This is a genomic window from Rhodococcus sp. WS1, assembly GCF_003797745.1.
Classification (GTDB): domain Bacteria; phylum Actinomycetota; class Actinomycetes; order Mycobacteriales; family Mycobacteriaceae; genus Rhodococcus_F; species Rhodococcus_F erythropolis.
The window spans coordinates 43,111-67,480 of sequence record NZ_RKLZ01000002.1; the positions used below are offsets into that span (position 1 = coordinate 43,111).

25 protein-coding genes are annotated in these 24,370 nt (G+C 62.6%); 14 read left to right on the forward strand and 11 right to left on the reverse strand.

Translation table 11 applies throughout. The annotated features are described in order from the left end of the window. The first annotated feature begins 48 nt into the window (after positions 1–48). The 5 genes from EEB12_RS12705 to EEB12_RS12725 all read left to right on the forward strand — a co-directional run bounded on the left by EEB12_RS12705 (position 49) and on the right by EEB12_RS12725 (position 5,810). Positions 49–1,128, forward strand: coding sequence for a substrate-binding domain-containing protein (locus EEB12_RS12705; RefSeq protein WP_020905975.1), 1,080 nt, complete (start codon positions 49–51; stop codon positions 1,126–1,128). Positions 1,129–1,238: 110 nt separating this feature from the next. Next, the gene (locus EEB12_RS12710) at positions 1,239–1,859 is read left to right on the forward strand and encodes an AmiS/UreI family transporter (RefSeq protein WP_019746631.1); all 621 of its coding nucleotides are present in this window, start codon (positions 1,239–1,241) and stop codon (positions 1,857–1,859) included. Positions 1,860–1,885: 26 nt separating this feature from the next. Next, positions 1,886–2,923, forward strand: a complete 1,038-nt coding sequence (locus EEB12_RS12715) for an aliphatic amidase (protein ID WP_019746630.1) — start codon at positions 1,886–1,888, stop codon at positions 2,921–2,923. A 10-nt stretch (positions 2,924–2,933) separates the two neighbouring features. Then, complete coding sequence (locus tag EEB12_RS12720; RefSeq protein WP_141487905.1) at positions 2,934–3,989, forward strand: AAA family ATPase; 1,056 nt, start codon at positions 2,934–2,936, stop codon at positions 3,987–3,989. Between the two features lie 135 nt (positions 3,990–4,124). After that, on the forward strand, positions 4,125–5,810 hold the full coding sequence (locus tag EEB12_RS12725; RefSeq protein ID WP_019746628.1) for a purine-cytosine permease family protein: 1,686 nt from the start codon (positions 4,125–4,127) through the stop codon (positions 5,808–5,810). Positions 5,811–5,865: 55 nt separating this feature from the next. On the opposite strand, the gene EEB12_RS12730 is transcribed toward EEB12_RS12725, so the two are convergent. Beyond that, positions 5,866–7,257 (reverse strand): MFS transporter, encoded by a 1,392-nt coding sequence (locus tag EEB12_RS12730; RefSeq protein ID WP_020968263.1) that lies wholly within the window; start codon positions 7,255–7,257, stop codon positions 5,866–5,868. A gap of 173 nt (positions 7,258–7,430) precedes the next feature. Between EEB12_RS12730 and nhaA the strand changes: the two genes are divergently transcribed. The 3 genes from nhaA to EEB12_RS12745 are packed head-to-tail and all read left to right on the forward strand — an operon-like array spanning position 7,431 to position 10,222. Then, on the forward strand, positions 7,431–8,765 hold the full coding sequence (nhaA, locus tag EEB12_RS12735; protein ID WP_410055708.1) for a Na+/H+ antiporter NhaA: 1,335 nt from the start codon (positions 7,431–7,433) through the stop codon (positions 8,763–8,765). Further along, complete coding sequence (locus tag EEB12_RS12740; RefSeq protein ID WP_019746625.1) at positions 8,762–9,271, forward strand: phage holin family protein; 510 nt, start codon at positions 8,762–8,764, stop codon at positions 9,269–9,271. Before nhaA ends, EEB12_RS12740 begins: the two co-directional genes overlap by 4 nt. A 15-nt stretch (positions 9,272–9,286) precedes the next feature. Continuing rightward, positions 9,287–10,222, forward strand: coding sequence for an alpha/beta fold hydrolase (locus EEB12_RS12745; protein WP_070385864.1), 936 nt, complete (start codon positions 9,287–9,289; stop codon positions 10,220–10,222). 3 nt (positions 10,223–10,225) lie between these two features. On the opposite strand, the gene EEB12_RS12750 is transcribed toward EEB12_RS12745, so the two are convergent. The 4 genes from EEB12_RS12750 to nth are packed head-to-tail and all read right to left on the reverse strand — an operon-like array spanning position 10,226 to position 13,574. Beyond that, the gene (locus tag EEB12_RS12750) at positions 10,226–11,416 is read right to left on the reverse strand and encodes a MarP family serine protease (RefSeq protein ID WP_019746623.1); all 1,191 of its coding nucleotides are present in this window, start codon (positions 11,414–11,416) and stop codon (positions 10,226–10,228) included. Beyond that, positions 11,413–12,132, reverse strand: coding sequence for an NUDIX hydrolase (locus EEB12_RS12755; RefSeq protein ID WP_019746622.1), 720 nt, complete (start codon positions 12,130–12,132; stop codon positions 11,413–11,415). The genes EEB12_RS12750 and EEB12_RS12755 overlap by 4 nt, the downstream gene beginning before the upstream one ends. Beyond that, positions 12,129–12,782 (reverse strand): TlpA family protein disulfide reductase, encoded by a 654-nt coding sequence (locus tag EEB12_RS12760; RefSeq protein WP_019746621.1) that lies wholly within the window; start codon positions 12,780–12,782, stop codon positions 12,129–12,131. Before EEB12_RS12760 ends, EEB12_RS12755 begins: the two co-directional genes overlap by 4 nt. Positions 12,783–12,788: 6 nt before the next feature. Further along, the gene (gene nth, locus EEB12_RS12765; RefSeq protein WP_003943471.1) at positions 12,789–13,574 is read right to left on the reverse strand and encodes an endonuclease III; all 786 of its coding nucleotides are present in this window, start codon (positions 13,572–13,574) and stop codon (positions 12,789–12,791) included. 80 nt (positions 13,575–13,654) lie between these two features. On the opposite strand from nth, the gene EEB12_RS12770 reads away from it, so the two are divergent. The 6 genes from EEB12_RS12770 (at position 13,655) to EEB12_RS12795 (ending at position 18,389) form a co-directional block, all read left to right on the forward strand. Further along, positions 13,655–13,927 carry a hypothetical protein gene (locus tag EEB12_RS12770; protein WP_019746620.1) on the forward strand — a complete coding sequence of 91 codons (273 nt, stop codon included), beginning with the start codon at positions 13,655–13,657 and terminating at the stop codon, positions 13,925–13,927. A 255-nt stretch (positions 13,928–14,182) separates the two neighbouring features. Beyond that, entirely contained in the window at positions 14,183–14,857 is a 675-nt protein-coding gene (locus tag EEB12_RS12775; protein WP_003943506.1) for a Crp/Fnr family transcriptional regulator, read from the forward strand. A 130-nt stretch (positions 14,858–14,987) separates the two neighbouring features. Continuing rightward, positions 14,988–15,458 (forward strand): DUF1348 family protein, encoded by a 471-nt coding sequence (locus tag EEB12_RS12780; protein WP_019746619.1) that lies wholly within the window; start codon positions 14,988–14,990, stop codon positions 15,456–15,458. 15 nt (positions 15,459–15,473) lie between these two features. Further along, positions 15,474–16,034, forward strand: coding sequence for a TetR/AcrR family transcriptional regulator (locus tag EEB12_RS12785; RefSeq protein WP_019746618.1), 561 nt, complete (start codon positions 15,474–15,476; stop codon positions 16,032–16,034). Positions 16,035–16,119: 85 nt separating this feature from the next. Then, entirely contained in the window at positions 16,120–17,412 is a 1,293-nt protein-coding gene (locus EEB12_RS12790; RefSeq protein WP_070796469.1) for a carboxylesterase family protein, read from the forward strand. Between the two features lie 50 nt (positions 17,413–17,462). Next, positions 17,463–18,389 carry a LysR substrate-binding domain-containing protein gene (locus EEB12_RS12795; protein ID WP_019746616.1) on the forward strand — a complete coding sequence of 309 codons (927 nt, stop codon included), beginning with the start codon at positions 17,463–17,465 and terminating at the stop codon, positions 18,387–18,389. Between the two features lie 60 nt (positions 18,390–18,449). Here the strand turns inward: EEB12_RS12795 and EEB12_RS12800 are convergent, their stop codons facing one another. The 6 genes from EEB12_RS12800 to EEB12_RS12825 all read right to left on the reverse strand — a co-directional run bounded on the left by EEB12_RS12800 (position 18,450) and on the right by EEB12_RS12825 (position 24,250). Continuing rightward, complete coding sequence (locus EEB12_RS12800; RefSeq protein WP_019746615.1) at positions 18,450–19,808, reverse strand: MFS transporter; 1,359 nt, start codon at positions 19,806–19,808, stop codon at positions 18,450–18,452. A gap of 184 nt (positions 19,809–19,992) precedes the next feature. After that, entirely contained in the window at positions 19,993–20,988 is a 996-nt protein-coding gene (locus tag EEB12_RS12805) for an amidohydrolase family protein (protein WP_020968257.1), read from the reverse strand. 3 nt (positions 20,989–20,991) lie between these two features. Next, positions 20,992–21,513, reverse strand: coding sequence for a 3-hydroxyanthranilate 3,4-dioxygenase (locus tag EEB12_RS12810; protein ID WP_003943511.1), 522 nt, complete (start codon positions 21,511–21,513; stop codon positions 20,992–20,994). Beyond that, entirely contained in the window at positions 21,510–21,962 is a 453-nt protein-coding gene (locus EEB12_RS12815) for a RidA family protein (protein ID WP_019746612.1), read from the reverse strand. The genes EEB12_RS12810 and EEB12_RS12815 overlap by 4 nt, the downstream gene beginning before the upstream one ends. Further along, positions 21,959–22,732 carry a 2-keto-4-pentenoate hydratase gene (locus EEB12_RS12820; protein ID WP_019746611.1) on the reverse strand — a complete coding sequence of 258 codons (774 nt, stop codon included), beginning with the start codon at positions 22,730–22,732 and terminating at the stop codon, positions 21,959–21,961. Before EEB12_RS12820 ends, EEB12_RS12815 begins: the two co-directional genes overlap by 4 nt. A gap of 42 nt (positions 22,733–22,774) precedes the next feature. Beyond that, positions 22,775–24,250 carry a 2-hydroxymuconic semialdehyde dehydrogenase gene (locus EEB12_RS12825; RefSeq protein ID WP_020905966.1) on the reverse strand — a complete coding sequence of 492 codons (1,476 nt, stop codon included), beginning with the start codon at positions 24,248–24,250 and terminating at the stop codon, positions 22,775–22,777. Positions 24,251–24,370: the final 120 nt, after the last annotated feature.

Below are 24,370 nucleotides of genomic sequence, written 5' to 3' on the forward strand. Positions count from 1 at the left end.
GATAGTAACCCAGGCCAGGCCGCTGACTTCCGATTCCGGCGGCGACGCATGAGCGCTACCGGCGCGCTCGAACGCGCGCGCAGCGCCGTGTGGCGCCTGGGCATGGTGGTTCCCCTCCAAGGACCGGCCGGACTGTTCGGTCCGTCGTGTGAGGCGATCAGCGAATTGGCCGCCCGCGACCTCAACAACTCCGGCGGCGTACTGGGACGCGAGGTCCAGATCGAAGTGATCGACGGCGGCGCTTCGCCGGGCGTCGTCGCAGCCCGCGTGCAACAGCTACTCGACGCAGGTGACATCGACGCCGTCAGCGGTTGGCACATCTCCTCGGTCCGCCACGCACTCGCACCGGTGGTCGCAGGCCGCATTCCGTACTCGTACACCTCGCTCTACGAGGGCGGCGAGGTCCGACCAGGAATCTACTGTTCGGGCGAAACCCCACGACAGCAGATCGCACCGGCACTGAAGTGGCTGCGCGACAACGTCGGAGCGCGCAAGTGGTTCGTCGTCGGCGACGACTACATCTGGCCTCACAGCTCGCTCGGGGCCGTGAGGCAATTCGCCACCGAACTCGATCTCACCCTGGTCGGCGGTTCGTTTGTCGATCTGGGGCGCGGCAACATGAAGCAGTTGGTCGAGACCGTCTCGAACTCCGGTTGCGACGGCGTGATCATGCTCCTCGTCGGACAGGACGCCGTCGACTTCAACCGAGCCTTCGCCCGCCGAGGCCTCGACGAGTCGATGATCCGATTCAGCCCGTTGATGGAAGAAAACATGCTGCTCGCAAGCGGCCCCCGCGCAACCCGGAACCTGTTTGCCTCGGCAGCGTACTTCCGATCGATGGTCGACGGTAACTCCATGGACCTGCTCGGGCGCTACATCGCACTGCACGGCGCGCACGCCCCGGCGCTGAACAACGCTGCCGAGTCGTGTTACGAAGGGATACATACCCTTTCGGCCCTGGTTCGACGCGCCGACAGCACCCACCCGCACGCCCTGGACGCCGTCGTCGAAGGCGCCGCGTACGACGGGCCTCGCGGAACCGTCGAGTTTCGCGATCGCGTTGCACGACAGAAGATTCAGCTGGCCGTCGCGGACGGACTCGACTTCTCGATCATCGCCACCCTCTGAAACCTTCCCCTGAGATCCACCTCTTGACTTCTGTGGCGCGCATCACTTAGTTTCATTTGGAATCATTTCATTTGAAAGTAACCCGTCCCGAAAGTAACCGGAGGTGCCCGATGGGCAGTGTTGGTTTGCTTTACGTGGGAGCCGTCCTCTTCGTCAACGGACTGATGCTGCTCGGCACAGTTCCCGTTCGATCCGCCTCGGTCCTCAATCTCTTCGTCGGCGCACTTCAATGCGTCGTCCCCACCGTTTTGTTGATTCAGGCACAGGGAGATTCGAGCGCCGTCCTGGCGGCCTCAGGCCTCTACCTGTTCGGATTCACCTACCTCTACGTGGGAATCAGCAATCTCGCCGGCTTCGAACCGGAAGGAATCGGGTGGTTCTCACTGTTCGTCGCGTGCGCCGCGCTCGTGTACTCCTTCCTCTCGTTCACGGTGAGCAACGACCCCGTCTTCGGGGTCATCTGGCTCGCATGGGCAGCACTGTGGACCCTGTTCTTCCTGGTGCTCGGCCTCGGCCGCGAGAACCTCAGCCGCTTCACCGGCTGGGCAGCAGTCCTGCTGAGCCAGCCCACCTGCACTGTTCCCGCCTTTCTGATCCTGACCGACAACTTCCACACCACACCCGCGGTAGCCGCCGGTTGGGCCGGAGCGCTTCTGGTTCTCCTCGGCCTGGCCAAGATCCTCGCCGCACCCAAAGCCGCAGTACCCCAGACTCATCCAGTCTTCAACTGATCCACACAACCAAGGAGTGAAAGACAATGCGACACGGTGACATCTCCTCGAGCAACGACACGGTCGGCGTAGCAGTAGTCAACTACAAGATGCCCCGCCTGCACGATCGCGCCGGAGTTCTCGAGAACGCGCGCAAGATCGCCGACATGATGATCGGCATGAAGACCGGACTCCCCGGAATGGATCTGGTGGTATTCCCCGAATACTCCACGCAGGGAATCATGTACAACGAAGAGGAGATGTATGCGACAGCGGCAACCATCCCCGGTGACGAGACCGCAATCTTTTCCGCCGCTTGCCGCGAGGCCGATACCTGGGGAATCTTCTCCATCACCGGTGAACAGCACGAAGACCACCCGAACAAGCCGCCGTACAACACGTTGATTCTCATCGACAACAAGGGCGAAATCGTTCAGAAGTACCGAAAGATCCTGCCCTGGTGCCCCATCGAAGGTTGGTACCCCGGCGACACCACGTACGTATCCGAGGGTCCCAAGGGCCTGAAGATCTCGCTCATCATCTGCGACGACGGCAACTACCCGGAGATCTGGCGTGACTGCGCGATGAAGGGTGCAGAACTCATCGTCCGCTGCCAGGGCTACATGTACCCCGCCAAGGACCAGCAGGTGATGATGTCCAAGGCAATGGCCTGGGCCAACAATTGTTATGTGGCAGTTGCCAATGCGGCCGGATTCGACGGCGTCTACTCCTACTTCGGACACTCCGCGATCATCGGATTCGACGGTCGGACGTTGGGTGAAACCGGTGAGGAGGAATACGGAATCCAGTACGCACAGCTGTCCGTTTCCGCCATTCGCGATGCACGCGAGAACGATCAGTCCCAGAACCACATCTTCAAGCTCCTTCACCGCGGATACTCCGGCGTGCACGCTGCAGGTGACGGGGACAAGGGTGTCGCGGACTGCCCGTTCGAGTTCTACAAGCTGTGGGTCACCGATGCCCAGAAGGCTCAGGAACGCGTCGAGGCCATCACCCGAGACACAGTGGGCGTGGCGGACTGCCGCGTCGGAAACCTGCCGGTCGAGAAGACAATCGAAGTTTAAGGATCTCGCTGTGCCGTATATCACCGACATGCTCCATGACCGGAACAGTGCAGCACCACCACCAGCCGAGGAACGATCCGAACCCGTACCGGTCGGGGCCTTCGACGCTCGCAATCTCTCGAAAGCCCTCAGTTCCAAGATCGTCGGACAACAGGCCGCCGTCGACGCAGTGGTTCGGGCGATTTCGATCGCGCATGTCGGTGCCACGGATCCGACGCGTCCGCTCGCCAACATCCTTCTGGTCGGCCCCACCGGCGTCGGCAAGACGGAGTTGGTGCGGCGCGTGGCCGCGGAACTACGGTCCGGGCCCGACGATCTGTGCCGCATCGACATGAATGCTCTTGCTCAAGAGCATTATGCGGCGTCGTTCTCCGGGGCTCCGCCTGGGTACGCCGGCAGCAAGGAGTCCTTCACACTGTTCGACAAGAACACCGTCGAGGGCGATCCGTACACCCCCGGAATCGTCCTGTTCGACGAAGTGGAGAAGGCCGACCCCACCGTTCTACGTGCGCTCCTGCAGGTCCTCGACAACGGCGAACTCCGGTTGGCGAACGGTCAGCAGAAGATCTCGTTCCGCAACAGCTATGTGTTCCTGACCTCGAATCTCGGTTCTGCTGCGGTGGCGGAACGTCGACGGTCCCGGGTGCGGCAGCTCGCCGATCGCGTCCGGATCGATCGACCACACCATGGTCACCACTTGGCGCAGCGCGCTCTCGAGAAGTTCTTCGACCCCGAGTTCTTCAACCGCATCGACGAAACCGTGATCCTCGACGAGTTCGACGAACAGACCGCGGAACAAGTGACCCGGCTCGAGATCGAACTGATCACGACTCGGTTGGCCAGGAGAGGCGTCGACGTCGACGTGGACGACAGCGCCGTCGCTCTGTTGCAACGGCGCGGATTCGATCCGGTGTACGGAGCACGTGGCCTGCGCCGGACCATCCGAAACGTCTTGGCCGACCCGGTGGCCGCCGCCGTTCTCGACCTACGACCAGTCGGGACGCAGCCACTCGCCTTGCAGGCGCGGGCAGTTGGTGATCAGATACAGGTAAAGAAAGTCCCATGAGTGCTCGCTCACGTTGCGGATCGAATCCGCAACGTGGGCGACACATTTCAAACATGTCCGCGTAACGCCACCTCCCTAGGTTGGGTGCCTGCACCACAAAGTGCACATGCACAGGCACCCAGGGGAAGTGACGTCATGACAGCAGTGAACGAGCAGGTGTCCGCCGGCGCACCGGACAGGGCAGATCTCGGTGAGAACGCCGCACTGAAGGAGACTCTGGAGGACTACACCCTCCGATTTGCGCCACGCAGCTACCGCAAATGGGGAACCGGCGTCGTCGCGACCTCCGCACTCGGCGGAATCGCGTATCTCGCAGACTTCTCGATCGGCGCCAACATCGGCATCTCCTACGGCACCGGTAACGCATTGCTGGGCATCGCCGTGTTTGCCGTCGTCATCATGGCCACCGGCTTCCCACTCGCCTACTACGCCGCGCGATACAACATCGACCTCGATTTGATCACGCGCGGAAGCGGTTTCGGCTACTACGGCTCGGTGGTCACCAACGTCATCTTCGCGACGTTCACCTTCATCTTCTTCGCGCTCGAAGGTTCCATCATGGCCCAGGGTTTGAAACTGGGGCTCGGGATCCCACTCTCGATCGGCTACGCGGTCTCGACCCTGATGGTCATTCCACTGGTCATCTACGGAATGAAGGCTCTGGCAAAGCTCCAAGTGTGGACGACGCCTCTGTGGCTCGTCATGATGGTGCTGCCGTTCCTGTATCTGCTGTTCAAGCACCCAGATTCGGTGAGCGCGTTCTTCGCCTTCGGCGGTGAGGACGGCGCAAACGGCAAGGGCGTCAACTTCGGATCGGTGATGCTGGCCGCGGGTGTCTGCCTGTCGCTGATCGCACAGATCGCCGAGCAGATCGACTACCTACGCTTCATGCCGCCCAAGACGCCGGAGAACACCCGTCGTTGGTGGGCTGCAGTAATTCTCGCGGGGCCCGGTTGGGTCATCTTCGGCGCGTTCAAGCAGATCGTCGGACTGTTCCTCGCCGTGTACATCATCGCGAACGTCGTCGACGGATCTTCGATCGCCAACCAGCCCGTGCACCAGTTTCTCGAGATCTACCAGGACATGATGCCGCACTGGCTGGCCATGACCCTTGCCGTGATCCTCGTGGTCATCAGCCAGATCAAGATCAACGTCACCAACGCGTACTCCGGCTCACTGGCCTGGACCAACTCGTACACCCGCGTCACCAAGACCTACCCGGGACGCATGATCTTCGTTCTGGTCAACCTGGCGATCGCACTGATCTTGATGGAAGCCAACATGTTCGACTTCCTCAACACGATCCTGGGCTTCTACGCGAACTGCGGTATCGCCTGGGTCGTGGTCGTCGCCTCCGACATCGCGATCAACAAGTACTGGTTGAAGCTCTCCCCGAAGGTCCCCGAGTTCCGACGCGGGATGCTCTACGACGTCAATCCTGTCGGCTTCGTGTCGATGCTGCTGGCCGCGGGCATTTCGATCCTGGTGTTCTTCGGTGCTTTCGGTTCGGCGATCAAGCCGTTCTCCCCGATCGTCGCGATCGTCATCGCACTGGTGATGCCGCCGGTCCTCGCCGTCGCCACCAAGGGCAAGTACTACCTACGGCGCACCGACGACGGCATCGATCTGCCGATGTTCGACGAGTACGGGAACCCCTCGGGTGAAACGCTTCTGTGCTGCGTCAGCGGCATCGAGTTCGAGCGACCCGACATGCTCGCGTCGAACGTTCCCGGCCCCAACGGCGAGAAGCAGTACATCAGTTCCTTGGCCTTGAGCACCGACAAGACCGGTGAGCACGTCCTGCCTGCTCAGCTTCCCTGACAACTGCTGTGCGCCTTTATTAACCGCCGGGGGTTAATAAAGGCGCACAGCAGGGTTATGCCCCTACATCGTCTAGCGACTCACCCTTTGTCTCGCGCATGACCAGCAGCGCAACAAAAGTCAGCGTCGCCGCTACGAGGAGGTAGATGCCGACCCAGCCGACGCCGTAGTTCTTGGCGAGGTAGACGGCGATGAACGGCGCCACCGCAGCGCCCAGAATGCTGGCGGTGTTGTACGCAATTCCCGAGCCCGTGTAGCGGACGTTGGTCGGGAAGAGTTCCGGGAGAACGGCACTCATCGGCCCGAAGGTCAGGCCCATGAGCAGCATGCCCACGATGAGGAACGCCAACATACGACCGTCGTTCATTCCGTCCGGTTCGAGGAACACGCCGAAGGTCAAGCCGAACACCATGATCAGGCCGGTGATGATCAGCAGTGTGATACGACGCCCGTAACGGTCCGCAAGCCAACCCGAGACCGGCACGGCGGCAGCGAAGAACACGACTGCGATCAACTGCAGGACAAGGAAATCGGTGTACTTGAAGCCGGCGCCAGTTCCGCCGTCGGCCGCCGTCTTGCCGGTTCCGTGGCTGAGCACCCAGGTGGTCATGATGTAGAAGAGCGTGTACGTCGCGAGCATCACGAACGTACCGATGATCAGCTGACGCCAGCTGGTCTTGAATACCTCGGCGACCGGGGTCTTGACCTTCTCGCCGCGCTCGACTGCGCGCGCGAACACCGGGGTCTCTTCGAGCTTGAGCCTGACGTACAGGCCGATCATCACCATGATTGCGCTGAGCAGGAACGGAATTCGCCACCCCCAGCTCAGGAAGGCACCTTCGAGGTCCGGGCTGGAATTGTCGTGGTTCATGAACAACGTGATGATCAGGAACAGTCCGTTGGCCATGAAGAAGCCGATGGGTGCACCGAGCTGCGGCCACATGGCTGCCCAGGCCCGCTTGCCTTCCTTGGCCGTCTCGGTCGCGAGCAGAGCCGCGCCAGACCATTCGCCGCCGAGTCCGAGGCCCTGGCAGAAACGCATGAGCGCCAACAGCGCCGGGGCCAGTAGACCGATCTGGTGATAAGTGGGCAGCAGTCCGATGAGGAAGGTCGCGATGCCCATCGTCAGCAGCGAGCCGACCAGAGTTGCCTTGCGTCCGACGCGGTCACCGAAGTGTCCGAAGAGAATCGAGCCGAGGGGACGGGCGACAAACGCGAGTCCGAACGTCGCCAACGACGCGAGAAGCGCGGTGGTGTCGTTGCCCTTCGGGAAGAACAGGTGCGGGAACACCGATACTGCCGCTGTTGCATAGATGTAGAAGTCGTAGAACTCGATGGACGTACCCACCATGCTGGCAACCACGATTCGGCTGCGCGGCACTCCGGCGACGGTATCTGCGTCGCCGCCCTCCGGCTTGGGTGGGTTCTCACTGACTGACGTGCTCAAAACATGCTCCTGCGCCGTTATACGAAAATTGTCCAATTGGTGGGATGGTGTCCCAATCAGTAGGAATTGAACACCCGCGGGGTTTTCCGGCGCAAATTCGGTTCGCTAATTCGGCTCAGCGAGCAATCCGCGATAAAATCCCGTAAAGGTGAGCCGGGAAGTCTGGTCGGCACGTGCATTCGATGCTTTACAACGTCGATCACGTTCATGTCTGTTGCATCCGAACTCGGGTGCACGAACAAAGGTCGTCCCCACGCGTGATCTCCACTTTGCGTTCCGAACTGTCCCGCTATCTGCGCACCGAAACGGTGGGCGGATCGATACTGCTCATCGCCGCTGCCGTCGCTCTGATCTGGGTGAACTCACCTTTCGGTGAAAGCTACATCGCACTGCGCGACATCCAGATCGGCCCGTCTGCACTCCATCTGGACCTCAGCCTTGGCACCTGGGCGCAAGACGGACTGCTTGCCGTCTTCTTCTTCGTCGCCGGCCTCGAACTCAAACGCGAACTGGTGGTCGGCGAGCTCGCGGACCGCAAAGCCGCGATGCTCCCGATCATCGCGGCGTGCGGCGGCGTCCTGGTCCCCGCGATCATCGCGGCGTCCATCGGCTTCGGCACTCCAGGTATGGACAAGGGCTGGGCCATTCCCGTCGCGACGGACATCGCTTTTGCCCTCGGCGTGCTCGCTCTCACCGGATCGAAGATCCCCGCAAGCGCCCGAGTCTTCCTGCTCAGCCTGGCCGTCGTCGACGATCTGCTCGCCATCATCCTCATCGCCGTACTGTTCACCGGCTCCCTCGCGATGTTGTGGCTGCTGACCGCGGCCGCAGCCCTCGCTGTCTACGCCTACGCCCAGCACAAGCGCATCACGACGCCGTTCCTCTACGTCCCGCTGGCACTACTGACCTGGTACGCGATGCACGAAGCGGGGATACACGCCACACTCGCGGGCGTCGCGCTCGGCCTACTCACCCGTGTCAGGCGCGATCCGGACGAGGAGTACGCGCCGGGCAGCCGCCTCGAGCACCGCATTCAGCCGTACTCCGCAGGCTTCTGCGTCCCCGTCTTCGCACTGTTCGCCTCCGGTGTTCCGATCAACGCCGCGGTACTCGGCGACATTTTCACCGACCCCGTCGGGCAATCGGTTGTCGTCGGCCTTCTGGTCGGAAAGACCGTCGGAATCTTCGGAATTTCCCTGCTCGCGATCAAATTGGGCATAGCCACCAAGCCCAAGACACTGGAATTGAGAGACATGTTTGCCCTCTCAGTTCTCGGTGGCATCGGGTTCACCGTTAGCCTGCTTGTAGCAGACCTCGCATTGGACGGGGTCGGCGATGGCAGCGAGGCCGAGATAGCGAAGGCCGCAGTTCTCGTGACATCGTTGGTGGCATCGCTGATCGGATCAGCGCTGCTGTGGCGACGTGGACGAGTTCATGCGGCTCGAGACGACGCTTCCACCGCCATTGCCACGGACGCGAGAGAACTACCTGGAGAGGTCGACAAGTGAGCTTGACCAACGGAGAGAGCCAGCGCTTCACCGGAGATGGAGTACCGAACACGGTCTCGTCCATCCCTCTCACCGATGTGGACGCCCGCACGCCGGGTGAGGCCACCATCGGGGCCCTCGTCAAGGACGCGACCGCACAGGTCTCCACCCTCGTGCGCGCCGAGGTTGAACTTGCCAAGGCCGAGGTCACGGGCGAGGTCAAGAAGGGTCTGCAGGGCAGTGTCTTCTTCATCCTGGCCTTCACGGTTCTGCTGTTCAGCTCGTTCTTCTTCTTTTTCTTCCTGGCCGAGATGCTCGATACCTGGGTGCCGCGCTGGCTGGCGTTCCTCATCGTCTTCCTGATCATGGTGGTGACCACCGCGATTCTGGCGCTGCTCGGTTATCTGCGTGTGCGCAAGCTGAGGGCTCCGGAGAAGACGATCGAATCGCTCAAGCAGGCCAAGAACGTCCTTCCCGGCAGCCATGACGACGCAAAGCCGTCTGTCGATTTCAACGCGCGCCGGTAGCGAGTCTGATCGAAAGTGGCAGCCCCAGATCCATCCACCGTCAGGTTCGACGGCCCCTGGATTCACCGGGACATTCACGCCAACGGCATCCGGTTTCACGTCGTCGAGGTAGGCGACGCGGAGCCGGATGCTCCGTTGGTGGTCCTGTTGCACGGATTCGCCGATTTCTGGTGGTCCTGGCGCCATCAGTTGACGGCACTGTCGGAACAGGGATTCCGCGTCGTCGCCATGGATCTTCGTGGGTACGGCGATTCCGACAAGCCCCCTCGCGGCTACGACGGTTGGACGCTCGCCGGTGACGTAGCCGGTCTCATTCGTGCGATGGGTTACGGCAAGGCCACGCTGATCGGTCATGCCGACGGCGGGTTGGTGTGCTGGGCGACCGCGCTCCTGCATCCACGCCTGGTGCGGTCGATCGCGTTGATCTCGTCGCCACACCCGATGGCACTCAAGAAAGCAGTCGTGCGCGACCCATATCAGCGCCGCGCGCTTTTGCCCTCTTTCCTGGCCTATCAGGTACCGCTACGCCCGGAACGTCGGTTGACGGCCGACAACGGCGCCGAGGTGGAGCGTCTGGTTCGCTCGCGGTCCGGCCCCACCTGGCCGCAGCAACCCGAGTTCGCGGACGTGATGACCAAGATGCGGGCCGCGATCCGGATCCCGGGCGTCGCGCATTCCACGCTGGAGTACCAGCGCTGGGCCTTCCGCAGCCAGCTTCGGCCCGAGGGTCGTCGTTTCATGCGTTTGATGGATCAGGTTCTTCGCATTCCGATCGTCCAGATTCACGGCGAACTCGACCCGTACGTGCTCACCCGTACCGTGCGGCGCGACAAGCATTGGGCTCCCGGCGAGAAACTGCGCACCATTGCGGGAGTTGGTCACTACGCGCATCAGGAAGCCCCCGAGCGCGTCAACCGCGAACTCGAGGACTTCCTCCTTACAGAGCAGTGACCGCTACAGAATGCAGGCGCCTGTCGGCACCGGCGTCGACGCCGAGGCAGCCGCGTTCAACTGGCGCGATACTTCCTGGGCGGTGAGGACGAATCCGGTGTCGCTGTCGTCGACGGCGGCACCGAACACGACGCCGAGGACGCGCCCCTGATCGTCGACCATCGGCCCACCAGAGTTGCCCTGCCTGATGGATCCGCGGACGGTGTAGACCTCACGTTGAGTGGTTCCGGCCTTGTAGATGTCCGGTCCGTTCAGGTTCAGGACCTCACGAACGCGGGCTGCGCTGGCCGTGTACGGACCGCCGCCTGGGTAACCGAGCACCAACGCGTTGTCGCCGGTCTGAGCCTGCTCCGGAGCAAACGGCAGCACCGGTGCGTCCAGTCCGGGAACCGCCAGAATCGCGATGTCGACGGCGGAGTCGAAGAGAACCACCTGCGCGGGCAGCGCGCCCTCCATGGTGTCCACCGTGATGCTCTCGGTTCCGGCAACCACGTGTGCGTTGGTCATGACGCGTTCGGGAGCGACGATGAATCCGGATCCCTCGAGCGCGCGCTGGCAACTCGGTGCGACGCCGTTGATGCGTAGAACACTCGGACGCAACTGCGCCGCCAACGGACTGGCCAGAACGCTCGCGTCGGGTGCTTCGACCTCGGTGATGGGCGTACGCCCGAACGGGCCGATGACGTCTGGCAGGCCGGAGGTGTCGAGCAACGCCGAAAACTCCGTCGGGATGCGGCGCAGCCACTGCGGGGCCAGTTCGTCCACGCTGGCGAGAACATCCGAACCACGAACAGCGGCGGCAATATTCGGCTGCGACGAAGAAGTGAGCGGAATCGCGAGCAACCACGCCGCGACCACGACGGCCACCGCCTGTAGACCCGCACCGATGACGCTGTCGACGGATCGCGCCGTCGGACTGTGCATTCCGCTGCGCGCCGCGCGTCCGAGCACCATGCCGGCGACTTCGCCGATGATGACCAACACCACGATCAGCGAGATGCCCGCGAGGATGCGCAGCTTGCCTTCGGTGACGTGCACGAGCAGGTGGGGCGCCAACAGAATTCCGGCGACGGCACCGAGGATCACGCCGACAAACGCCAACGCCGACGCCACCGCACCCTGACGCCATCCGGACGTGGCCGCGATGAGGGCGACCAGAACGATGGCGATGTCCACCCAACGAGAACCTGTCATCGCGGCACCGCCGAATCCTCGACACCTTCACCGAACTCGGACAGCGCTGTGTCCAGGTCTCTCACGTCCTCGTAGTTCCACGGAATCTCCCAGCCCGACACCGTGAACAGCGCCGCGAGGATTCCTGCTGTGAACCCCCAGACCAGCATGCCGTCGGCGCGGAACGCCGGGCCCTGGTATCCGAGGGGATGGCGAACCTGAAACCGGTTGTCGGGGTCGAGCAACGTGCGCAGCGGCACCCTGGCCACCCGTCCGACCTCGCCCTCGTCCTGAATCCCCACCGTCGTCGGCTGCTCCCAGTAGCCGAGCACCGGCGTCACGTCGAAACCCGACGGCGGGATGAAGATCTCCGGCAGCACGGTGAGCGGCTGAACTCCGCTCGGATCAAGCCCGGTTTCCTCCTGCGCTTCACGCAGCGCGGTGCCGATGGGGCCGTCGTCGCCCGGATCAGCGGCGCCGCCCGGGAATGCGACCTGTCCGCTGTGCTGACGCATCGTCGACGCCCGTTGGGTCAGCAACACGTCTGCGCCCTCCGGCAAGCCGCCGACTGCGAGAGGGTCTGCCTCACGCGGTCCGCCGAAGAGCACGAGCACCGCGGCCGGACGCGTCACGGTCCCGCGCGGCGCGCGACGCTCGAGGACGGGGTTGATCCGGTGTGGATCGGTGGGCTCGGTGCTGGCGACAGCTCGCAACCACTCGGGAACCGGTGTGCTCATACGACGACTCCCAGATATTGCGCCGCAGCGGCGGCGATTTCGTCCGCACTGCGGAAAGGTTGAGGCAAGACCTTGGCGACTGTTCCATCCGCGCGCACGAGCACCGACACCGGCAGCACCGGCGGTGCGCCCACTGCGATCCGTACCTTGCCGTCACCGTCCTGGACGCCAGGCAAACGCACCGAGTAGTCGATGAGTCGCGTCAAAGCGTTCTCCTGATTCGGATCCGAATGCACCGTCAGAACGTTGATGCTGCCCTCGGCGCGCTCCGCGAATTCCTGAAGGTACGGAAGCTCTTCGGCGCATGGCGCGCACCAGTACGCCCACAAGTTGAGCAGAGTCGGTTTTCCGCCGACCGCTGCGGCAAGGTCGACGGGCCGACCGTCTGACACGCAGTCGAGGGTGATTCCGGCCAGAGCCGAGCCGGCCGGAGCTTCGCCCGTCGGAGTCGGACAGGGAGCCAGTGAGGCCTGGCTACGGAGTTGATCGAGCGATTCCGACGACGGAGTGAACGTCGGCGGCTGATACGCGGACGACGACGGACCCGTGGACGTGGGCGCCGTGTCGTCTCCCCCACGCGGCCAGATCGCCACGACGAGAGCCGCGACGACCACGAGCGCAGCGAGAGACCATCTTCCAGCACTTGTCATCGGCGATCACAACCCTGCCAGGGCGAGCAGATGGTCGGTCTCGGGGCCTTTCACCAGGGCCGCGGCCTCGGTTTTGTCGGTCGGGCCGAGTCCGTACGACGGGCAGTCCTTGGCCAGAACGCACACCCCGCACGCGGGCTTGCGCGCGTGGCAGACCCGTCGGCCGTGAAAGATCACGCGGTGCGAGAGCAGTGTCCATTCCTTACGTTCGATCAGTGCCCCGACGGCGTGTTCCACCTTGACGGCATCTTCTTCCTCGGTCCACTTCCACCGGCGCACGAGCCGACCGAAGTGGGTGTCGACGGTGATTCCCGGGATGTCGAAGGCATTGCCCAGCACGACGTTCGCGGTCTTGCGTCCGATGCCTGGGAGTTTCACCAGATCTTCGAGCTTGTTCGGGACCTGACCGTCGTGGCGTTCGAGTAGCGCCTGACCGAGTCCGATCAACGACGTCGTCTTGTTCCGGTAGAAGCCGGTGGAGCGGATGTACTCCTCGAGTTCGGTCCGATCGGCTTCCGCGTATGCCTTCGCGTCGGGATAGCGGGCGAAGAGCGCCGGCGTGACCATGTTGACGCGGACGTCGGTGCATTGCGCCGACAGGATTGTCGCCACTGCCAGTTCCAACGGAGTCGTGAAGTCGAGTTCGCAATACACGTGCGGGAAAGCCACAGCGAGCTCGCGATTCATCCGACGCGCCCGGCGTACCAATCCGAGGTGTGATTCTTCCTTCCGCGCACCCCCCGAACGCGGTTTCTTCCGCTGCTCTGAACTGCCTGTCGGGGTGGTCTGCACTCAGACAACTGTACGGATACGACATGAGTGGAGACTCCGTCGTGTCGATTCTGAGACCTTCGACGTGTTTACTTCCCCCTATGCAAGGACTCGCAGTAATTCTCTTTCCGCTACTGCTGATGCTCTTTGCCCTGGCGATGGAACGAGTCGAAGGGCGATTGCGTCGGCTCTCGGTTCAAGAGCACGAAGTAGAAGACTTCCTCGATCAGGCAAGTCACGACGACGTCGCCCGCCTGGCAAGCGATGGGTTTCCCCATGCGTTCGCTCGCTTCCACCGGAAGCGGAAGGGCCGTCAGTCGGAGGCTCCCGAGAGCGCCAGCCTGGGCGAAATTCGGACACAACGGGCAAGTTGACGGCCATACAAAGTAGTCACCGCAGCGGATTCCGGAAGAATTTTCGGCTCTTACGTGGCATCAATCACTCGTCGCGAGCTATCGGGACGTAGACTTCGATGCCGTACCTGTTGCATTGAACACAGATTGCATTGGACACAGTGTCTCACTCATGAGGGCTGAGCCTGTGTACGACGGTTTGTGCGCAGCGCGGGTACAAAGATAGTTAGCGCAAAAATGACACCACAAACGAACAAATCCCAACAAGGAGCGCACGTGGACGACGTCCTGGCAAGAGCCGGCATCTTCCAAGGAGTCGAGCCCTCAGCGGTAGCGGCGCTGACAAAGCAGCTGCAGCCCGTCGACTTCCCCCGTGGACATGTCATCTTCAACGAAGGTGAACCCGGTGACCGCCTGTACATCATCGTGTCCGGCAAGGTGAAGATCGGTCGACGCTCACCCGACGGTCGCGAGAACCTACTGACGATCATGGGCCCGTCCGACATGTTCGGCGAACTGTCCATCTTCGACCCCGGCCCCCGCACCTCGACGGCTACGACCGTCACCGAGGTTCGCGCCGTGAGCATGGACCGCGACGCTCTCAAGGCATGGATCCAGCAGCGCCCCGAGATCGCCGAGCAGCTGCTGCGCGTTCTCGCCCGCCGACTGCGTCGTACCAACAACACCCTGGCCGACCTGATCTTCACGGACGTTCCCGGCCGTGTGGCCAAGGCGCTCCTGCAGCTCGCGCAGCGCTTCGGCACTCAGGAAGGTGGCGCCCTGCGCGTCACTCACGACCTCACGCAGGAAGAGATCGCCCAGCTCGTCGGCGCTTCCCGCGAGACCGTCAACAAGGCGCTCGCCGATTTCGCACACCGCGGATGGCTGCGCCTCGAAGGCAAGAGCGTTCTGATCTCGGATTCCGAGCGTCTGGCTCGTCGCGCCCGCTAGTTTCTTCCTTCTCGACACTTTCGGCCGCTCCCACTTCGGTGGGGGCGGCCGAAGTCATTCCCTGGACTCTTGTTGTACCTATCGGTAAAGTGTGTACCGATAGGTACACATCCGATCGAGAGGCCACGCAATGACCGTCCGAGCACCGATTCCGCCCTTCACCCACGAAACCGCCGTCCAGAAGGTCCGCCTCGCCGAGGACGGATGGAACTCACGCGATCCGCACAAGGTGTCGCTGGCCTACACGCCGGACAGTTGGTGGCGCAATCGGTCGACGTTCGTCACCGGCCGATCCGAAATCGTCGAACTTCTGACCGAGAAGTGGACCCGCGAGCTGGACTACCGGTTGATCAAAGAGTTGTGGGCACACGGCGACGACCGCATCGCCGTGCGATTCGCGTACGAGTGGCACGATCACGACGGGCAGTGGTTCCGCTCCTACGGCAACGAGAACTGGGAATTCGACGCGGACGGCCTCATGCACCACCGTCATGCCAGCATCAACGACGTCCCCATCGCGGAGTCCGAGCGAAAGTTCTTCTGGGATTCGACCGGACCACGCCCGCACGATCATCCGGGCCTGAGCGAGTTGGGTCTGTGATGAAAGGATGAATCCATGGTCAGACAGGTAGCTGAACGCTCGGACACGATCCCCGCCCTCGCGAACGTGTTTCGAACCTACGGGTTCGACGGAGCAAGCCTGGCCGTCATCACCGAACACACTGGTTTGGGCAAAGGCAGTCTCTACAACTTCTTTCCGCGAGGAAAGGAAGAGATGGCCGAGGCCGTACTCGACGAGGTCGACGGATGGTTTCGCACCGAAGTCTTCGAACCGCTTCGAGCAGAGTCGGTTCCACCGCGGCAGCGCATCGAGAGCATGTTCGCTACCGTCGCCGACTACTTTCGGTCAGGGCAACGCATTTGCCTGTTCGGCGCATTTGCACTCGGTGAAGAGCGAAACCGCTTCGGCGCCAAGGTGCGAACCTACTTCGACGAATGGACCGCGGCGCTCGAGGCGGCACTCGTGGGAGCCGAAGATTCCACCGGACTCGCCGAAGAAGCCGTGGCCGGAATCCAAGGCGCAATAGTGATGTCCCGAGCCCTGGACGACGGTGCCGTATACAGCCGAGTAACGACGCGACTCGAAGATCGACTGGTTCAGGCACTCACGCCGTAACGCATACCGCACGACCACAAAGGCATTTGTGCCGCGGCATGCACCTGGCATGCTCGAAAAGGTATGCACAAGAGGAAAGGAACCCATGCCCTCGTCCGAGACGGTGATCGCATCCACAGCTTCGGGGAAGATCCGCGGCCTAAAGCGTGACGGTTCCTACTACTTCGGTGCGATCCCCTACGCCCGCGCACCGCGCTTCGAGAAGCCGCGGCCGGCGGGACCGTTCTCCGACGTTTTCGACGCCACAGCGCTTGGAACGGTCTTCCCCCAACCACCTTCACGGCTCGAGCGCATCATGGGGCCACCGCTCCCCGAACCGGAGCAGAGCGAGGACAGCTTCACCGTCACCGTCACAACCCCGTCGCTGACCGGTCATCGCCCGGTGATGGTCTGGCTTCACGGTGGCGGTTACTCCAGTGGCGGCGGCTCCCTCCCCTGGTACGACGGCGGCGCTTTGTCAGCCGAGGGCGACGTCGTCGTGGTGTCGGTCAACTACCGCGTCGGCGTGCTCGGATATCTCCTCCTCGACGGCGTGAGCGAAGGCAATCTCGGGGTCCACGATCAGATCGCAGCGCTCGAGTGGGTGCGCGAGAACATCGAGGCATTCGGCGGCGACCCAGACTCGGTCACCGTGTTCGGGCAGTCGGCCGGCGCTCATTCCATCGTGAATCTGTTGAACAGTAACAACTCTCGAACTCTGTTCCATCGAGCAATTCTGCAGAGCACTCCACGGCCGGACCTCAACTTCACGCAGGCTGCCGCGATCGAGAACGGTGAAACATTTGCCCGACTGCTCGACGGAGATCCTCGGACCGCGCCACTCTCCCGCATTCTCGACGCATTCCGCAGCACCGCAATCGAGTTCAGCCGGCGGTCCCCCAATGTCGTGCAACCGCCCTTCGCACCGATTTCCGAACTGGATCCGGTGATCCGAACTTTCGAAACAGCGCCGGACGTCATCGTGGGATACACCCGCGACGAGGGATCCGCTTTCGTGCGCGACGTAGCGGGAGTACCCGATCCCGAACGCGTCGCCGAAAAGGCACTGACACAGAACATGTTTGCCGAACCGGCGATGGAGCTGGCCGACGCCTTCACAGCGGCCGGCGCGTCGGTGTACACGTATCGCTTCGACTGGGCACCGACGGACGACGTCTTCGGAGCCACTCACTGCATCGAACTACCCTTCATGTTGGGAACCGAGCAGTCCTGGAAGAGCTCACCGATGCTGGGCAGCAGCGACTGGCAGAGCATCGACGCACTGGGTCGTCGGATACGCCGGCACTGGACGTCGTTTGCGCACACGGGAAGTCCGGACAGCAGCGAAACCTGGGAGAAGTACACCTCGGCCCAACCGATCGGAATCACCTTCTTCTGAGCAACTTCGGGCGCCTACCCACTCGCGGCAATCCCGTCTAGGATTGCTCCATGGACATGCCCAAGCTCCTCGACGGGCGACTAAAACTCCGCCATCTCCTGCTCGTCGACGCATTGAGCCGTCAGGGCAGCGTGGTCGGCGCCGCTGCCGCACTTCACATCACACAACCCGTCGCGACCCGCAGTCTGCACGACATCGAGTCCATTCTCGGTGTCTCGCTCTTCGACCGCGGCCCACGCGGAATCACCCCGACCATTTTCGGCGAGGCCTTCACAACTCATGCGCGGGCCGTGATCGCGCAGCTGACCGAAGCCGGGCGGCACGTCGTCGAACTTGCCGACGCCAATCGCGGAACCGTCATCGTGGGAACACATCTCGCCGGATCCAACGTGCTGCTTCCCGGCGCTATCGCGCGCCTGAAGGTTCACCACCCGCTGCTCACCGTCATCGTGCGCGAAGGCACGCCCGAACAGTTGCTCACCGATCTGGAAGCGGGCCGAATCGATCTGATCGTCGGCCGGCTCACCTCACCTACCGATGACACCGCGATAAGACGGAACCTCTACGCGGAGTCCGTCGAACTCGTCACCCGCGTGGATCACCCGCTCGCTCACCGCGAGGACGTCCAACTCGAAGAACTACGCGGCTTCCCCTGGATCCTTCCCGGGGTCGAGACAGTGCTCCGCCGCGAGCTCGAGGAGTTCTTCGCCCGCAACAGCCTGCCGTTGCCCGAAAACCGCGTCGAGGCAACCTCTTTCCTCACCGTGCGCCAGCTGCTGGTCGAGACCGACATGATCGCGGTCCTACCGAGCCTCATCCCCCGCGACGACGCGCGCTTGACCACCCTGTCCATCACACTCGATCCGATCGGGCACAGCGTCGGCATCACTTCCTCGGCGACTCGCACGTCGAGCCCGTCCGCACAGGCCCTGATCGCGACGCTGGAGTCCTTTGCAGCTGAGCTCATGCGACCGTGAAACGCCGATCGGCCCGTTCCCCGCGAGGGGGAACGGGCCGATGTCGGATCAATCCAGTACTCAGGCGTTTTCGGAGACGCGAATCTCCTCGTGCTCCAAGCCCCGCGACGAATCGGGGACAATCTTGAACAGTGCGATGGCGCCGACCAGGCTGATTGTGCATATCGAGGCGAGGTACCAGGTGACGCCTACCGAAGACCCGGTGGCGTCCAGCAGTGCGGTGGCGATCATCGGCGCCAGTCCACCGCCGAGAATCGCACCACTCTGAAGGATCAGAGACGAACCGGAGTAGCGGACCTTGGCCGGGAAGGTATCGGCGATGATGCTGCCCTGAACGCAGTGGGTGACCGGCACGATCAGACCCATACCCAGGAACGCGATGACAGCGACCACTTTGTTCTCGGTGTTCAGTAGCGGGAAGAACACGATGCACCACAACAGGATTGCGGCAGATCCGCCGATGAACATGTGTCGACGCCCGTACTTGTCAGCGATCTTGGTCCAGAACGGGATGGAAAGGAACCACAGGACTGCGGCCGCGGTCACGCTGAGCACCAGGAATTGCTTGTCGTAGCCCAGATGTTGAGTTCCGTACGACAGGGTGAACACCATGAAGGCGTACGCCACGGCGGAGTTCGCCAAGCACGCGGCCAGCGTGAGAGACAGACGGGGGAAGCCGACCTTGAGCGACTCGCGCAGCGGGAAGCGGACTATTTCGCCCTTCTCCATGATCCCGGCGAATGACGGCGACTCGGTGACGCGCAGGCGAATCACCAGACCGATCGCCACCAGAACGAAGCTGAGCAGGAACGGGATTCGCCAACCCCACGAAGCGAATGCCGAGTCCGACATCACGGCGTTGGTCGTCAGGAAGATGCCGTTGGCGAGAACCAGTCCGGCGGGTGTGCCCATCTGCGGGAAACCTGCATAACGATTCTTCTGCCCTGCCGGCGCGTGCTCCATCGACATGAGTGTCGCGCCGGCGCCTTCACCGCCCAGACCGATGCCCTGAACGACGCGCATGGCCACCAGGAGGACGGGCGCCCAGAATCCGATGGAATCGTAGTTCGGGATGAGGCCGATGAGTGTGGACCCGACGCCCATCATCACCAGGGAGACCACGAGTGTGGCCTTGCGCCCGATCCGGTCACCGAAGTGCCCGAACACGAGCCCACCTACCGGCCGTGCGATGAATCCGACGGCGAAGGTGCTGAAGGCAGCCAGCGTGCCGGCCGTGGGGCTCAGGCTCGGAAAGAATTGTTTGTTGAAGATCAGCGCGGCGGCTGTGCCGTAGAGGAAGAAGTCGTACCATTCGAGAGTTGTGCCGGCCAGAGTTGCCATGGCAACTCGGCTACGGGCAGCTTTCTCCGGCAACGGCTTTCCGTCACTCGTTGTGCTGTTGGATATCTTGTCTGACATCGCGGAACCTATCGATTGGATGGGGCAGGCGGACGATGAAATCTGTAGTCACCGACCCCGTCTTCGGGATTGTCGGCATCACGAGCGTCGTCGATCGTTGTGTTTGGAATTGTGCTCGCTCGAGACATGACTCACAAATGCCGAATTCACCGTCCGCCATACCGGAAAGGGTATAGCCGGGGTCTCAGACGAGACCCAGGAAGCGTTCGGCATTCCCCCGCGAAATCAGTTGGCGCGCAGTATCGTCCAAGAACTCACTCTTGCGAACCACCTCACCGACCGGACGCTCCCCCAAGGGGTACGGGTAATCACTACCCACCATCACACGGTCCACCCCCACCGTGTCCACCAGCAGTCGCAGTGCGCGCTCGTCGAAGACGACGGAATCCACGTAGAACCTACCCAGGTAATGCGAAGGCGGGAACTCCGACGTACCGATGATGTCGTTGCGGCCGTGCCAGGCGTTTTCCATCCGGCCCAACCAGAACGCGAAAGATCCACCACCGTGCGCAAATCCGATCTTGAGACGATCGTCGATCTTGTCGAACACCCCACCGAGAATCAGCGCGAGTATCGACAGATGCGTTTCGGCCGGCATCGCGGTGAGCCACTGCGCCATCCAGCGATCGAGGCGCGGAGAGTTGGCCATGTCCCACGGGTGCACGAATACCGGCACGTCAAGCGACGCACAGTGCTGGAGAAACGTCACCACGCCCTCGCTGTCGAGGTCCAGATCGCCCACATGATTGCCGATCTCGACACCGCGGTGCCCGTTCGCGATGCACCGCTCGAGCTCACGGCACGCTGCGTCGGTGTCTTGCAGAGGCACCTGGCAGAACGGAATCAACCGATCCTTCGCCGGCTCCACGATCTCGAGCGCGAGGTCGTTGAAGATCCGTGCGATGCGACTTGCCTGCTCGCCGCTCCGGCCGTAATTGAAGAATGCCGGCGTCGGCGAGACGACCTGCGTGTGCACGCCGTCGGCATCCATGTCCCGAAGCCGCACCTCGGCGTCCCAAGCATCGGACTGGATGCGGCGGAACTCCTTGGTGCCCATCATGATCATGGCTTCGGTCTCCGACTCGACCTTCAGCCACGGCGCTTGCGGCCCCGCGTCTTCGGTCAGATCCGGCCACCCGTTGGGCACGTAGTGGGTGTGGATGTCGATCAGGTTGCTCATCACTCAGCCCTTGCCGGGATGGAGCGTGCCGCACTTGTCACACGTGCGGGCTTCTTCGCTCTCGTAGAACTTGACGAACACCGGCGGAAGGTCGGCCACGATGTCGCGCACCTGAAGTTCGACCTCGTGAATCTTGTGATCGCATTCGAGGCAGTACCACTGGAACTTCTCGAGCGTGCCTTCCTTGCGGACGCGTTCGATGACCAGGCCGATGGAGCCCGCCGTGGGACGCTGCGGCGAATGCGGAATGTCTCCCGGCAGCAACCAGGTTTCGCCCTCACGAATGTCGACACGCTGAGGACCGTCCTCGGTCATGACGTTGACGTGGATGTCGCCTTCGAGCTGGTAGAACCACTCCTCGTACGGATCGAGGTGGTAGTCGGTCCGCTGGTTCGGTCCGCCGACGACCTGCACGATGAAGTCGTCTCCGAGCGCCATCGTCTGATTGTTGACAGGCGGCTGCAGCAGGTGGCGGTTGTCGTCGATCCACTTCTTGAAGTCGATGACGGGAGGAATCGTGGTCATGATGCATTCTCCGTATCTTCGGACGCTGAGCGCTTGGAGGCGGGCACGTACGCCACGCCGGAAATTTCGATGAGCAGATGCGGGTGGGGCAGTTGGTGAACAGCCACAGTCGTTCTCGTCGGACCGTTTTCGTCGAACAGTTCGGCGTACACCTCGTTGTATCCACCGAAGTCGTTCATCGACACCAGGTAGGAGGTGACCTGAACCAGATCACTGAGTTCTCCACCCACTTCGGCGAGGATTGCCGCGATGTTTTCGATGACGGCACGCGTCTGCGCCCGAATGTCGAGCGCCGTCGTCCCCATCTCGTCGACCTCGACGCCGACAAACGTGTTGTCGGGTCGACGCGAACTGGTCCCGGAGACATAGACGAAATCGCCGACCACCTTGACGTGGGGGAACTTTCCGCGCGGCTTCGCCAGCTTCTCGATGACCTGCGCCCCACTCATCGCTTCACGCCTTTCACCGTGACGGTTCCGAGTCCGTCGATCGTGCACTGTGCGACGCCCTCGTCGAGTCGCACAGCTGCTGTGGCGGCACCGGCCAGAATTACCTGACCGGCGCGCAACGGAATTCGGCGTCGGCGGGCGATGTCGAGCAGTGCATGCAAAGCGCGCGCCGGATCGCCGAGAATGGCCGACGTGGAACCGACTACCGTCTCGCCGCCGACCTCCATACGTACGGAACGGTCTTCGACGTTCTGTAGCGGCAGCCACCGCCCGATCACATACCCGGCAGCGCTGGTGTTGTCAGCGACGACGTCGGTGTAGGTGAAGCGGAAGTCGCGATAGCGCGAGTCGATGATCTCCATTGCGGGAGCCAGTGCATCGACGCAGGTTTCGATGTCGACGTTCGGATCGTCGAGATCGACGTCCTTCGACAGACGGTATGCCACTTCGGGTTCGATCTTGGGATGAATGAACTTCCTCAGGTCGACTTCGCCGCCGTTGCTCACGCACATCGCGTCGGTCAACTGACCGACGATCACTTCGGAGACACCCATCTGCGCCATCTTCGCTTGGCTTGTGAAGCCGAGCTTGATACCCACAATCGATTCGCCACGGCTGGTTCGTCGTTCGAGGAGTTCGTTCTGGATCCGGTAGGCCTCGTCGATGTCGATGGTGTATTCGTCGGCGAGGCTCGGGGTGTCGGTGCGAGTCTGCGCAGCGTCGTCGAGGCGACGCGCGAGCGCGGATACGGTGTCTTCGGGGGCTGTCATCACGCCTCGCTCATTTCTGGAAAACTTTTGCGGTTTCGATGTTCACAGTTGCACACATACATTCGTCGGTTCGGTGTAGAAGTGCAGCGAGGACTCGCCGCCCTCACGTCCGATGCCGGACAGGCCCATACCGCCGAAGGGAGATCGCAGTTCGCGGGTGAACCACGTGTTGACCCAGGAGATTCCGACGTTCATCTTCTGCGCGACGCGGTGTCCACGGCGCAGGTCGTTGGTCCACACGGAGGCAGCGAGGCCGTACTCGGTGTCATTTGCCAGGGCGATCGCCTCGGCTTCGGTCTCGAACGGAATGAGTGCTGCAACGGGTCCGAAGATCTCCTCGCGCACGACGCGATCCTTGTTGGTCAAGCCAGTCCACAGGGTGGGTTCGATCCACGATCCGCCCGACAGTTCCTGTCCGAGGTCCGGAATACCGCCGCCGGTCAGCACTTTCGCGCCTTCCTGCTCGGCGATCTCGAAGTAGTCGAGAACCTTCTTCCGGTGCGCCTGCGAAATGAGCGGTCCGGTCGTCGTTGCATCGAGCGTCGGGTCGCCCAGACGCAATCCTGCTGCCCGCTCGACGAGTCCACCGGCGATGTCGTCGAAAATGCTGCGGTGCACGTACACCCGCTCTGTGCACAGGCAGACCTGGCCGGTGTTGGTGAACACCGACTTGGTCAGACCCGTCAACGCTTCGTCGATGTCGACGTCGTCGAAGACGATCGCGGCGTTCTTGCCACCGAGTTCGAACGAGACCGGACGGACTCGCGGCGCAACGGTTTTCATGACATGGGAACCGGTTGCCGAAGAACCGGTGAAGGTGACGCCGTCGATGCCGGGGTGCGTGGTGAGGAACTCGCCGGCGGAGTTCGCACCGAACCCGTGGACGACGTTGTAGACACCGGCAGGCAGGCCGACTTCTTCGAGTACCTCGGCAAGCAACGACGCCGTCGCTGGGGTTTCCTCGGAGGGCTTGACCACCACGGAGTTTCCGCACGCGAGCGCGGGCGCTACCTTCCAGGTCAGGAGAAGCAACGGCAGGTTCCAGGGAACGATGACGGCGACGACGCCGAGCGGCTTGCGGATCGCGTAGTTCAACGCCTGCTTGCCACCCGCGAGATCCGTGACAAACGATTCCTGTCCGGCCGCGGCGACGATGTCGGCGAAAGTGCGGAAGTTCGTCAGGGCGCGCGCGACGTCGAGTTCGCGTGCCTGTGTGATCGGCTTGCCGGTGTCCGCCATTTCTGCGGCGACGAACTCTTCGAATCGCTCCTCGATCCGGTCGGCGGCGCGTCGCAGCAGAGCCGTCCGCTCGCGGACCGGCGTATCGGCCCAACCGTTGTCCAGAGCACGTCTGGCAGAGGTCACGGCCCGATCGACCAGGGCCTTGTCGGCCTCGTGGACCCGGGCGAGAACACGGCCCGTTGCTGGGTCGACCTGATCGAAGCTCGACGACTCGTCGGGTTCGACATAGGAGCCGTCCACGTAATTGCGGATCCATCCGTCGCATTGTGAGGTCATGGACTAACTATTGGCCCGTGACCCATATCAAACAAATGCAAAAACTGCCGCCAGCTATACCTCGATCGGCATAGATGGCGGCAGTTCGGCTACACAACTCAGCTCATCATGTCGGCGCCG